The organism is Streptococcus australis, from assembly GCF_901543175.1.
In the GTDB taxonomy this organism is placed as follows: domain Bacteria; phylum Bacillota; class Bacilli; order Lactobacillales; family Streptococcaceae; genus Streptococcus; species Streptococcus australis_A.
On sequence record NZ_LR594040.1, the window covers coordinates 112407 to 124017 of the forward strand.

General features: G+C 42.4%; 11 protein-coding genes and 2 pseudogenes. 9 read left to right on the top strand and 4 right to left on the bottom strand.

Features of this window, described 5'->3' with window-relative positions:
- Positions 1-218: 218 nt before the first annotated feature.
- The 9 genes and pseudogenes from FGK98_RS00670 to rpsD all read left to right on the top strand — a co-directional run bounded on the left by FGK98_RS00670 (position 219) and on the right by rpsD (position 8523).
- Positions 219-1454, top strand: coding sequence for a carbohydrate-binding domain-containing protein (locus FGK98_RS00670; protein ID WP_138099639.1), 1236 nt, complete (start codon positions 219-221; stop codon positions 1452-1454).
- Between the two features lie 125 nt (positions 1455-1579).
- Entirely contained in the window at positions 1580-2344 is a 765-nt protein-coding gene (locus tag FGK98_RS00675) for a nucleoside phosphorylase (protein WP_138099640.1), read from the top strand.
- Between the two features lie 33 nt (positions 2345-2377).
- Entirely contained in the window at positions 2378-3757 is a 1380-nt protein-coding gene (locus tag FGK98_RS00680) for a TrkH family potassium uptake protein (RefSeq protein ID WP_138099641.1), read from the top strand.
- A 13-nt stretch (positions 3758-3770) separates the two neighbouring features.
- Positions 3771-4436 carry a potassium channel family protein gene (locus tag FGK98_RS00685; RefSeq protein ID WP_038806509.1) on the top strand — a complete coding sequence of 222 codons (666 nt, stop codon included), beginning with the start codon at positions 3771-3773 and terminating at the stop codon, positions 4434-4436.
- Between the two features lie 156 nt (positions 4437-4592).
- Positions 4593-5525, top strand: a pseudogene (locus FGK98_RS00690) (SSURE domain-containing protein); the annotation flags it as partial.
- Positions 5526-5723: 198 nt separating this feature from the next.
- Positions 5724-5846 (top strand): annotated as a pseudogene (locus tag FGK98_RS10245) (LPXTG cell wall anchor domain-containing protein); the annotation flags it as partial.
- Positions 5847-5969: 123 nt separating this feature from the next.
- Positions 5970-6668 carry a response regulator transcription factor gene (locus FGK98_RS00695; RefSeq protein WP_138099643.1) on the top strand — a complete coding sequence of 233 codons (699 nt, stop codon included), beginning with the start codon at positions 5970-5972 and terminating at the stop codon, positions 6666-6668.
- Positions 6665-7717, top strand: a complete 1053-nt coding sequence (locus FGK98_RS00700; protein ID WP_138099644.1) for a sensor histidine kinase — start codon at positions 6665-6667, stop codon at positions 7715-7717. The genes FGK98_RS00695 and FGK98_RS00700 overlap by 4 nt, the downstream gene beginning before the upstream one ends.
- Positions 7718-7911: 194 nt before the next feature.
- Positions 7912-8523, top strand: a complete 612-nt coding sequence (gene rpsD / locus FGK98_RS00705) for a 30S ribosomal protein S4 (protein WP_138099645.1) — start codon at positions 7912-7914, stop codon at positions 8521-8523.
- 131 nt (positions 8524-8654) lie between these two features.
- Here the strand turns inward: rpsD and FGK98_RS00710 are convergent, their stop codons facing one another.
- The 4 genes from FGK98_RS00710 to FGK98_RS00725 form a co-directional block, all read right to left on the bottom strand.
- Positions 8655-9173 (bottom strand): HXXEE domain-containing protein, encoded by a 519-nt coding sequence (locus tag FGK98_RS00710; protein WP_138099646.1) that lies wholly within the window; start codon positions 9171-9173, stop codon positions 8655-8657.
- 190 nt (positions 9174-9363) lie between these two features.
- Positions 9364-10629 carry a tyrosine-type recombinase/integrase gene (locus FGK98_RS00715; protein WP_138099647.1) on the bottom strand — a complete coding sequence of 422 codons (1266 nt, stop codon included), beginning with the start codon at positions 10627-10629 and terminating at the stop codon, positions 9364-9366.
- A gap of 89 nt (positions 10630-10718) precedes the next feature.
- A complete protein-coding gene (locus FGK98_RS00720; RefSeq protein ID WP_084871079.1) occupies positions 10719-10967 on the bottom strand; it encodes a MerR family transcriptional regulator in 249 nt (82 codons plus the stop codon).
- Positions 10960-11565 carry a replication protein gene (locus FGK98_RS00725; protein WP_138099648.1) on the bottom strand — a complete coding sequence of 202 codons (606 nt, stop codon included), beginning with the start codon at positions 11563-11565 and terminating at the stop codon, positions 10960-10962. Before FGK98_RS00725 ends, FGK98_RS00720 begins: the two co-directional genes overlap by 8 nt.
- Positions 11566-11611 lie beyond the last annotated feature (46 nt).

Consider the following 11611-nt stretch of genomic DNA (forward strand, 5'->3'; position numbering starts at 1 on the left):
ATTTTTCTTCTTTTTGGTTAGGGAGACATGGCACTGGGGGATGTTGGTTTTAAAAACTATTAACTGTATTTTAGTATTCTTAAATTGTTTCTAGTAGCCTTTTCAAAAAAATACTAGGCGAAACTAAATTTAAGGAAACTCTCAGAAAAGTTTTAGTTTTGTTTCAGGAATCTTCTGTAGACTGTCTAGCTATATCATACGAAGGAGAGGAAAAAGGTATGAAATCAAAAAAATGGATCCTACTCGCAACGAGTCTAACAGCAATGGTGCTGATGGCAGCATGTGCCCAGTCAACAACTACATCCAATACCAATGCAACTACAAATAATGCAAGAACAACTTCAACCAAAACAAATCCATCTTCCTATTTCACAGAGAAGGACTATGATACTTCCTATAATGAAAGCACAGCTTCTAAGATCGAGCTATCTGGCTCATCTGCAAACGTCTCTGGAGATGGCGTGACAGTCTCTGGCTCAACAGTAACCATCACAAAATCTGGAACCTATGTGATTTCAGGTCAGTCTGATGGAGTGCAGATCAAGGTCGAGGCAGATGAGTCGGCAGATGTTCAGCTAGTCTTAAAAGGTGTCACCATGACCAACACCAATGCAGTGATATCTGCTACATCAGCTGGTCATGTCTACCTGACTCTAGCAGAAGGAACAACCAACAGTCTCTCTGACTCAAGCTCGAACAGCGACGAAAAAGCCGACGCAGCCTTATTTTCTAAGGTGGATTTAACCATCAACGGGAAAGGCACTCTTAATGTAGAAGGTAAGAAAAATAATGGTATTAAGGCTAACGACACCCTCCACATCACAGGTGGAACCTATAACATCACAGCGGTTGGCGATGCCTTTAATGTAAATGATGAACTCAATATCACTGGTACAACCATGACCATCGATGCTAAAGAAGATGGAGTCAAGGTGGACAATGACGAGGATACTTCAGTCGGAACCATGTACCTATCTAACAACAACATCACCGTTACAGCAGGGGATGATGGCATCCACGCTTCTGGAGACCTTGTCATCGATAGTGGGACCTACACAGTCAAGAATTCCACCGAAGGACTTGAAGGTAAGTCAATCACTATCAACGGTGGGGACATTACCATCTATTCAACAGATGATGGAGTCAACGCGGCTAATAAAAACGCCCAACAAAGTGAAATCTTCTTCACCATGAACGGTGGGAACCTGACAGTAGAAGTCGGTCAAGGGGACACAGACCCAATCGACTCAAACGGGAACGTGACGGTTACTGGAGGAATCATTAAAATGACAGGTCAAACAGGTTTTGACTTTGATGGAACTGCGGCCTACACAGGTGGAGATATCTATCTCAACGGCGAAAAACAAACGGAAATCGTCAATTCTATGCCTGGTGGCGGTGGACCAAATGGAGGCCCTCAAGGCGGCGGTCCAGCCCCTGGCGGACAAGGATAAAAAAGAATCTCCTTTCTCGAAAGAGAAGGGAGACTTTTGTGTTGTTATTAGAGGAAATGTAAAGGTAACTCCTTGACACTCCGTCAGCTTTTGATACAATAGTACAAAATTAGAGGAGGTGGGCTATGATTCAGAAACATGCGATTCCCATTTTAGAGTTTGATGACAATCCTCAGGCCGTCCTTATGCCAAATCACGAGGGATTGGACTTAAAGTTGCCAAAGAAGTGCATCTATGCGTTTTTGGAGGAAGAGATTGACCGCTATGCTCAGGAAGTAGGGGCGGATTGTGTTGGTGAGTTCGTTTCGGCCACCAAGACTTATCCAGTCTACGTCCTCAACTACAAGGGCGAGGAAATCTGTCTAGCCCAGGCGCCCGTAGGCTCAGCCCCAGCGACCCAGTTTATGGATTGGTTGATTGGCTATGGTGTGGAGCAAATCATTTCCACTGGTACTTGTGGAGTCCTAGCCGATATAGAGGAAAATGCCTTTCTCGTCCCTGTTCGCGCTCTGCGAGATGAGGGGACCAGCTACCACTATGCAGCGCCTTCTCGTTATATGGAGATGCAGATTGAGGCTATCTATGCCATTGAGCAAGTCTTGGAACAAAGAGGCATTCCTTACGAGGAGGTCATGACCTGGACGACAGATGGTTTTTATCGAGAGACGGCTGAAAAGGTTGCCTATCGCAAGGAAGAAGGCTGTGCTGTTGTGGAGATGGAGTGCTCTGCTCTTGCGGCAGTAGCCCAGCTACGTGGGGTTGTCTGGGGAGAGTTGCTCTTTACCGCAGATTCCTTAGCGGATCTAGATAACTACGACAGTCGTGACTGGGGCGCAGAAGCTTTTGATAAGGCACTCGAACTCTGTCTTGCCATTGTGCACCACATGTGAGTGTTCTTACTGTTTTTATGGTAGAATGTAGCTATGTTATTCAAATCTTTTTTGGAAAAAATCAAGACGACATTGGGACGTTTATCGCCAGCCCGTCGCATCTTTTTAAGTTTTGCCTTAGTAATCTTCTTGGGCTCGCTCCTTTTAAGCCTCCCCTTTGTGCAAGCAGAAACGTCACAAGCGACCTACTTTGACCATCTCTTTACGACTGTGTCTATGGTCTGTGTGACAGGGCTCTTTACCCAGCCGGTAGCCTCTACTTACAATATCTGGGGCCAGTTGATCTGTATGATTTTGATCCAGATCGGTGGTTTGGGGCTCATGACCTTTATCGGAATCTTTTATATCCAAGGCAAGCAAAAGCTCAGTCTTCGTGGCCGTGAGACTATTCAAGAAAGTTTTAGTTATGGAGAAACCCAGTCTCTAAAGGATTTCATCCGTTCAATCTTTCTGACGACTTTTCTGGTGGAAGGGCTCGGTGCCTTTCTCTTGAGTTTCCGCTTTATTCCTGAATTTGGCTTTGGGCGAGGGATTTTAACCTCTATCTTTTTGGCTGTTTCAGCTTTCTGCAATGCTGGATTTGATAATTTTGGAAGTACGAGTTTGCTAGCCTTTCAAACGGACCCCTTGATCAATCTAGTGATTGCAGGCTTGATTATCACGGGTGGTCTAGGATTTATGGTCTGGTTTGATCTAGCGACTCAGTTTTGGAAAAAGAAAAAACGACGCCTGCGTTTCCATACCAAGCTGGTTCTCTTTCTAACGGCGGGAATTTTGCTCTTTGGAACAGTATCGACTCTCTTAATTGAGTGGAACAATCCTGGGACGATTGGAAATCTCAGCGTCCCAGAGAAACTGCTGGTTAGTTTCTTCCAGACTGTCAGCATGAGAACGGCAGGCTTTGCTTCCATTGACTACACCCAGGCTCGACCAGTTACCTTACTGATCTACATTTTGCAGATGTTTCTGGGCGGGGCACCTGGAGGGACAGCAGGGGGGCTCAAGATTACGACCTTCTTTGTCTTGTTGGTCTTTGCTCGCAGTGAATTATTGGGTTTGCCTCATGCCAATGTAGCTCGGAGGACCATTGAACCCCGAACCGTGCAAAAATCTTTCAGTGTCTTTATTATCTTCTTGCTGACCTTCTTGCTGGGCTTGATTCTACTAGGGGTAACCGCAGAAGGAACTCCGCGCTTTATCTACCTCATGTTTGAGACTATTTCAGCACTTGCAACTGTTGGGGTAACGGCAAATTTAACACCGGAGTTAGGTAAGTTAGCCCTCAGTATCGTTATGTTGTTGATGTTTATTGGCCGTATTGGTCCCTTGACACTACTGGTCAGTGTAGCGGAATACCAGCCAGACAAGAAAGATACGATTCACTATATGAAAGCAGATATCACTATCGGATAAGAAAGGAAAAACGATGTCAGATCGGACAATTGGAATTTTAGGCTTGGGAATTTTTGGGAGCAGTGTTTTGGCTGCCCTAGCCAAGCATGACATGAATATCATTGCTATTGATGACCACGAGGAACGCATTAATCAATTTGAACCTGTGCTGGCGCGTGGGGTAGTTGGAGATATCACTGATGAAGAACTCCTTCTATCAGCGGGGATTGACACCTGTGATACCGTAGTTGTCGCAACGGGGGAAAATCTGGAGTCCAGTGTTCTCGCGGTTATGCACTGCAAGAGTCTAGGAGTGCCAACCGTCATTGCCAAGGTCAAAAGCCATACAGCTAAAAAGGTTCTAGAAAAAATTGGCGCGGACGCAGTCATCTCACCAGAGTTTGAGATGGGGCGCTCATTGGCACAGACCATCCTCTTTCATAACAGCGTGGATGTCTTTCAGCTGGACAAGAATGTTTCGATCGTCGAGATGAAAATCCCTCAATCATGGGTAGGTAAAAGCCTCAGTCAGTTAGATCTACGTGGGCGATACAACCTCAACGTACTTGGTTTTCGTGCCTACGAAAACGCTCCTCTGGATGTTCAATTCGGACCTAATGATCTCTTGCAGGCAGATGCCTACATCATGGCAGTCATTAATAACCAACATTTGGATACCCTAGCTGAACTGAGTGAGTAGGAGAGGAAGAGTTACTCTCTTTCCAAATGATTAACGAGTCAATATAAGTATTTTATAAGAGGGATTTAAGAAAAATTTTAACTTTTTCTTAATCCTTTTTAATTTTAGGAGATTATACTAGAGTCATCAAAAAAAGAAAACTCTAAGGAGAATCCTATGAAATTCAATACAAATCAGAGATATACTCGTTGGTCTATTCGCCGTCTCAGTGTCGGTGTTGCTTCAGTTGTTGTGGCTAGTGGCTTCTTTGTCCTAGTCGGTCAACCAAGTTCTGCTCGTGCTGATGTCGTCAATCCGACTCCTGCCCAAGTCGTGCCAGATGTTGCTTCGGTGAGTGAAAAGAGCGACTTACCAGCAGAGGTTCTCAAAAAAGCAGTCGATGTAGCTCTTCCTTCAGAACAAGCAGACTCAGCACCTAAAGCAAGCTTGGATACTACAAGCTCTTCAGAAAAAGTGGACGCAACTGCTAAAGAGCCAGTAGTGGCACCAAAAGAAGAAGTGCAAGCACAACCTGACTCTAAGAAACAAACAGAAGATGCAGTTAAACCTGTGGAAAGTCCTGCGTCTACAGTTTCTGGACAAGACCGTGAAGCCAGTGAAGCGCAACCAGCGACCACTCCAGCTGAAGTGCAAAAAGGAGTGGCCGACAACACCAAAGATACAGTAGATGTCCCAGCTAGCTACCTTGACAAAGCCAATTTCCCAGGACCATTTACAGCTGGTGTTAACCAAGTCATTCCATACGAATTCTTCGCTGGTGACGGTATGTTGACTCGTCTTATCTTGAAAGCATCCGATAAGGCTCCGTGGTCCGACAACGGAACAGCTAAAAATCCTGCTCTCCCACCAGTAGAGAAATTGGGCAAAGGCCTTTACTTCTACGAAGTAGACTTGGCAGGCACCCAAGGAAAATCTGATAAAGAGCTGCTTGACCTCTTGAAACAAAATGGTACGCAAAGCTATAAAGCTACTATCAAGGTGTACGGTGCAAAAGACGGCAAGCCTGATTTGACTAACCTCGTAGCGACTAAAGAATTGACAGTGAACTTGAATGGGTATAAGTCCCTCAATGAGATGAAATCTAAAGTGCCAGCTGCTAGTCAGGATAAGATGATGCCTAACAAAGAGCAGGATAAAACCATGAATGCTAGCCAGCCTATGGCAACACCAAGCATGAAACAAGACCAAGCTCCAGCAGCCTCAAGCAAAATGTCTGATGAAGGCAAGATGGCAGCTACTAACAAGGCGTCAAATCCAATGATGGCCGATCAAATGAAAGACCAAAAAGACATGCTTCCATATACTGGTGAAGCTCAAACATCAATGGCTACTCTTGGATTCTTTGGACTCGCCTTGGCTGGACTGCTAGGTGGCCTCGGTTTGAAAGCTAAAAAAGAGGAGAATGACTAGTCTAGCTACAGACTTTCTATCTAGGATTTGAAAAATCCAGATATCGTTTAGAATGTTCGTAAAGAGATTAAAATAGTGTTATACTATTGTGGTATAGCACTGTTTTTTTCAAAGGAGAGACAGATGGGAAAGACAATTTTACTCGTTGACGACGAGGTGGAAATCACAGATATTCATCAACGTTATCTGGTTCAGGCAGGGTATCAGGTTTTGGTGGCCCATGATGGAGTAGAGGCCTTAGAAATTTTCAAGCGAAAACCGATTGATTTGATTATTACAGACATCATGATGCCTCGGATGGATGGTTATGATTTGATTAGTGAGGTCCAGTATCAATCTCCGGATCAGCCTTTTCTCTTTATCACGGCTAAGACCAGTGAGCAGGACAAGATTTACGGCCTGAGCTTGGGGGCAGATGACTTTATTGCCAAGCCCTTTAGCCCTCGTGAACTGGTTTTGCGCGTCCACAATATCTTGCGGCGCCTTCATCGTGGAGGTGAGACAGAAGTTATCAGTCTCGGGGATTTACGGATGAATCACGCTAGCCATGAGGTTCAAGTCGGAGATGTGGCGCTTGATTTGACAGTCAAATCCTTCGAACTTCTATGGCTTCTAGCCAGCAATCCAGAGCGAGTTTTCTCTAAGACAGACCTCTATGAAAAGGTCTGGCAAGAAGACTACGTGGATGATACCAATACCTTGAATGTTCATATTCATGCTCTGCGACAGGAGTTGGCTAAACATGCTAGTTCAGAAACACCCACCATCAAAACTGTTTGGGGCTTGGGCTACAAAATTGAGAAAGCACGAGGTAGTCAATGAAATTAAAAAGTTACATTTTAGTGGGGTACATCATTTCAACACTTCTAACGATTATCGTGGTTTTTTGGGCCATCCAGCGAATGTTAATTGAAGAAAGAGAGATTTATTTCCTAGTGGGGATGACTCTCATGGCTAGTTTTGTCGGTGCTGGGATTAGTCTCTTTCTCCTATCGCCGGTTTTTACTTCATTGGACAAACTCAAGGAACATGCTAAGCGGGTAGCAGACAAGGATTTTCCATCAAATCTGGAGGTTCAAGGTCCTGTGGAATTTCAGCAATTAGGCCAAGCTTTCAATGAAATGTCCCATGATTTGCAGGCGACCTTTGATTCCTTGGAAGAAAGCGAACGAGAAAAGGGTTTGATGATTGCCCAGCTATCGCATGATATCAAGACCCCCATCACTTCGATTCAAGCGACGGTAGAAGGGATTTTGGATGGGGTTATCAAGGAAGGAGAACAAGCCCATTATCTAGCAACCATTGGACGCCAGACGGAAAGACTCAATAAACTGGTTGAGGAGTTGAATTTTTTGACACTAAACACAGCTAAAACTCAGGTGAAAACTGCCAGCAAAGACAGCATTTTTCTGGACCAGCTCTTGATTGAGTGCATGAGTGAATTTCAGTTCTTGATTGAGCGTGAGGAGCGAGATGTTCACTTGCAGGTAATCCCGGAGTCTGCTCGGATTGAGGGAGATTATGCCAAGCTTTCTCGTATCTTGGTGAATCTGGTCAATAATGCTTTTAAATACTCTGCTCCAGGAACCAAGCTGGAGGTGGTAGCTAAGCTGGAGAGTAGCCAGCTTTCAATCAGTGTGACCGATGAGGGTCAGGGCATTGCCCCAGAGGATTTGGAAAATATTTTTAAACGCCTTTATCGTGTCGAAACTTCGCGTAACATGAAGACAGGTGGGCATGGTCTTGGTCTTGCGATTGCGCGTGAATTGGCCCATCAATTGGGTGGGGAAATCACAGTCAGCAGCCAGTACGGCCTAGGAAGCACCTTTACCCTCGTTCTCAACCTCTCTGGCAATGAAAATAAAGCTTAAAACCCCTTTACAAATCTAGCTATTCATGGTACAATAGCCTTTGTGTGAAATAGCAGCAGGAAAGCATGAAGCTCGTCAACAGGTGTCTTATGACAAGTAACCTTGGCTGTTTAGGCGAAGGGCATCTGCACGAATCAGGGCTTTCTAAGTGACTATTTCCGCCAAAATATTTTTATTTTTAGGAGGACATACATATGTCACGTTATACAGGACCATCTTGGAAACAAGCTCGTCGCCTTGGCCTTTCACTTACAGGTACAGGTAAAGAATTGTCACGTCGTAACTACGTACCAGGACAACATGGACCAAACAACCGTTCTAAATTGTCAGAATACGGTTTGCAATTGGCTGAAAAACAAAAACTTCGTTTCACTTACGGTGTAGGTGAAAAACAATTCCGTAACTTGTTCGTACAAGCTACAAAAATCAAAGGCGGAATCCTAGGTTTCAACTTCATGCTTCTTTTGGAACGTCGTTTGGATAACGTTGTTTACCGTCTTGGTCTTGCGACTACTCGTCGTCAAGCTCGTCAATTCGTAAACCACGGTCACATCCTTGTTGACGGAAAACGCGTTGATATCCCATCATACCGCGTAACTCCAGGTCAAGTGATCTCAGTTCGTGAGAAATCATTGAAAGTTCCAGCAATCCTTGAAGCAGTAGAAGCTACTCTTGGACGTCCAGCATTCGTATCATTCGACGCTGAAAAATTGGAAGGTTCATTGACTCGCTTGCCAGAACGCGACGAAATCAACCCAGAAATCAATGAAGCACTTGTCGTTGAATTCTACAACAAAATGCTTTAATTTTAAAAAATATCTTACAGAAAGCCTACAACAGTGGGCTTTTTGCTTTGTCTTAAAAAACTATAGAACACTTCTTAACTGTGAAGGGGGATAAAAAATTCCCTGCAAATTGAAATTGCAAGGAACTTTTGTTAATGGTAATGGGCAAGCCAGATGGAATACTTTCTCCCAAGCCAGAGAGCAAAGAGGAGATTGATGACGACAATGTCTGAACCGACCAGTGAAAATAGGGAAAATTCGCTAGTCGAAACCTGCCATAAATGTACGACGTCTGTAATCAAATAAGCACTGACAGGAAAACAAATGGTAGAAGTAATCAGAGCAGGAATATACTTGCGAAGAAGGAGTGATTGTCCGACATGGAGCAAGAGATGAAGCGCAAAGGCTACAAATCCCCCTAACCAAACTAGTTCGAGCGTTCTAGATTGACTAAAATACGCTAATAAAGTGATGGATAAGACAAGAATAAACTCTTCAAAAACAGTGAGGGCAAATCCCTCTGTTGTCATTTCTTTGTGGATTTTGAGAATAGTTGGAGCCTTTTGGGCCAGCAAGGTTTCGTTGAGATGAATCCAAGGGACAAGACCGATAATTTCTTCCATATCGTGAAAGATAAAAAGTAGAGGAAACATCCAAAGATAAAATGCCATAAATCTCTCCTGAAAAGCTAAAGACTGCCAGCCAATAAAGCAAAAAACGCCCAGTAAGGCGTTTTGAGTTAGGTATGCTTACTTAACTTCTGTAAGAGTTAAATAATTTCTATTTTAGCTGTTAGAAACGTTGGTACATCAATGTTTTTAGAATGCTACATAATAAAAGGTAGAGTGAATGGTAGAGTAGTTATTGCGTTAGTTCAGCAATCTTTTCAAGATAAATACCCACAGCTTCTAACTTTCGTTGTGGTGCTAATTCAGCGTAAGTATCCATTGTAGTTGAAATTGATTTATGTCCCATTCTGACTTGGAGTTCTTTCCAATTTGTGCCAGCGTTGAGCAACATTGAAGCATGAGTATGTCGGAATAAATGGAAACCATAGTTTGGTAATCCAAGACCTACTAACCTTTTCTTAAGAGTTGTTCTCTCGTTTCTATCACACATATAGTTCCCATAGATTGTAGGGAAAATCAGTTTTGTTCTATGTCTGTTGTGCAATTCGAGATACTCGTTCATTTCATTGTGAAAATCTCGAAGTTCCTCAAGTATAGACAAAGGAACTGGAATAGAGCGATTGCCTGCATCAGTTTTGGGTGTTGCTTTACAGATAACTTTCCCTTTTGTTCCGGTCTTTTTGTTAGCTGTTTTCCAAAGTAATGTTTTATTGACACTAATAGAGGATTCTTCAAAGTTCAAATCATCAATTGTCAATGCTAATAACTCATTTATGCGCAAGGCTGAAGCTAAGAGTGTATTACAAATCAGCTTAAACCGTCGATTGGCTCTACTATTATCTAAGCTTTCAAGATAGTTAAGCCACCTAGCAAGACTATCATCATGTAAAACCATGATACGTTTCTTACTAGACTTTGGCTTTGGTGGAATCTTGATAGCATTTACGGGATTAGCAGTCAGATCATAGTTAGTAATGCCATAGTCAAAAATATCTTTCAACTTATGAATAACAGCACCGAAATCTTTTGCACATCCTTTATTTGCACGCTTTACACCTGATTCAACTGATTTTTTTGATTTCTTTGCTAGGTCATTTAACCATAGCTGAATATCCGCAGATTCAATTTTATCTGGTTTGTAATCTCCGAATTTAGGGATAATATAATTATCTAGGTAACCCCTTACCCTATTTAATGTATTATGTGAACTAACCCAAGTTTGATAAGCTTGAAACCAAGCTTCGGCTAAATATTCCAGCGTATTAATAGACACATTCTCTTTTCGAGTAAATCCATTTCTTTCAAAGTCTAAGCGAGCTTGAATAACTTCTCTATCAAGCTGCTTAAGTGTTTTTGCAGTAATAGTTGTTGTGACTTGTTTGCCAGTTTTAACATCTTTACCGAGAAATGCTCCTTTGAGCGTATACGAAATGGATTTATCTTTTTTGATTTTTTTAATGACCTTTTTGCCATTATGGATAATTGTTTCAGTTTCCATGTTTGCCTTTCTTCAGGGATATTGAAGTAGGCTAAAATAGTTATCACTCTTTCTTTTAGATAAAACTATTTTAGCACAAATTTTCAATATTAGGATTGTAAGAAGTTAATAACATCATCTAGTAAATAGAAGACAGTTCGTGTTCCCTCAATTGGAGGTTCTAATCTTTTTAATCCTTTTCGTTCCCATGTTTTTAGTGTGTTTGGAGAGATATTTAGCTGTTTTAGCAATTCTCTCTGTTGTACTATCTTTGGTGGTATGTTCTGTTCTTTGATTTGAATGAGTTTGATAAGTGTTTGCAATGATTGTTCAATTTGTTCTAATTTTTCGTTATTCATTATTTTTTTTCTCCTCTGTGTTTGAATTATGGAGTCGATTAGGATTATATCGTCGTGAATCTAGGTACTTGGCGAAGAAATACGTACGTTCAATGATTAGAGATAGTAAATTGGTATTGTTTGCTCGGGCATACCAGACCAATTCTTCAAATTCGGTAAAGTCGTTCTCTTCGATAATATCAACTACTTCATGTATAAAATCCGAGGAGTTCATCTCCATCAAGAATTTTTCTAAATTAAAGCCGCAACCGACTTCAATATCCTCAATGTTGTAGGGGGTCTTATCTGGATTTTCCGCATGGGTAAAGTAGTCAAATAAACCAGTGGGAGACATAACTACCTCCACATGTGCTGGACCGTTTAGTTTGTCACTGATGATATTTGATACTTGTGAATAGCTTTTCAGTGAATCAAAGAAGAAAGCACCGTGTTTGTGCGATTTCTTGAACTCTCCCGTCTGTCTATTAAAGTCCTTATCGTGCCAAGGACTAAGAATAAACGGAATATGGAGTTCCTCTAATATATTCAAGTAGTTCTCTGGTGCGCTTTCCTCATAGAAGAGAAACGTCCATTTGGTTGAGCGCTGTTCTTTTGCCATAGGCAGTTACCTCATTTCTTTTGGGTTCTATTACTAAGGAGAAATG

What these genes read in the sequence shown, in the direction of transcription:
- FGK98_RS00700 (WP_138099644.1), top strand. Translation starts at nt 6,665, where the DNA reads ATGAAATTAAAAAGTTACATTTTAGTGGGGTACATCATTTCAACACTT.
- FGK98_RS00720 (WP_084871079.1), bottom strand. Translation starts at nt 10,967, where the DNA reads ATGAATAACGAAAAATTAGAACAAATTGAACAATCATTGCAAACACTT.
- FGK98_RS00685 (WP_038806509.1), top strand. Translation starts at nt 3,771, where the DNA reads ATGTCAGATCGGACAATTGGAATTTTAGGCTTGGGAATTTTTGGGAGC.
- FGK98_RS00680 (WP_138099641.1), top strand. Translation starts at nt 2,378, where the DNA reads ATGTTATTCAAATCTTTTTTGGAAAAAATCAAGACGACATTGGGACGT.
- FGK98_RS00725 (WP_138099648.1), bottom strand. Translation starts at nt 11,565, where the DNA reads ATGGCAAAAGAACAGCGCTCAACCAAATGGACGTTTCTCTTCTATGAG.
- FGK98_RS00710 (WP_138099646.1), bottom strand. Translation starts at nt 9,173, where the DNA reads ATGGCATTTTATCTTTGGATGTTTCCTCTACTTTTTATCTTTCACGAT.
- FGK98_RS00695 (WP_138099643.1), top strand. Translation starts at nt 5,970, where the DNA reads ATGGGAAAGACAATTTTACTCGTTGACGACGAGGTGGAAATCACAGAT.
- FGK98_RS00670 (WP_138099639.1), top strand. Translation starts at nt 219, where the DNA reads ATGAAATCAAAAAAATGGATCCTACTCGCAACGAGTCTAACAGCAATG.
- FGK98_RS00675 (WP_138099640.1), top strand. Translation starts at nt 1,580, where the DNA reads ATGATTCAGAAACATGCGATTCCCATTTTAGAGTTTGATGACAATCCT.
- rpsD (WP_138099645.1), top strand. Translation starts at nt 7,912, where the DNA reads ATGTCACGTTATACAGGACCATCTTGGAAACAAGCTCGTCGCCTTGGC.
- FGK98_RS00715 (WP_138099647.1), bottom strand. Translation starts at nt 10,629, where the DNA reads ATGGAAACTGAAACAATTATCCATAATGGCAAAAAGGTCATTAAAAAA.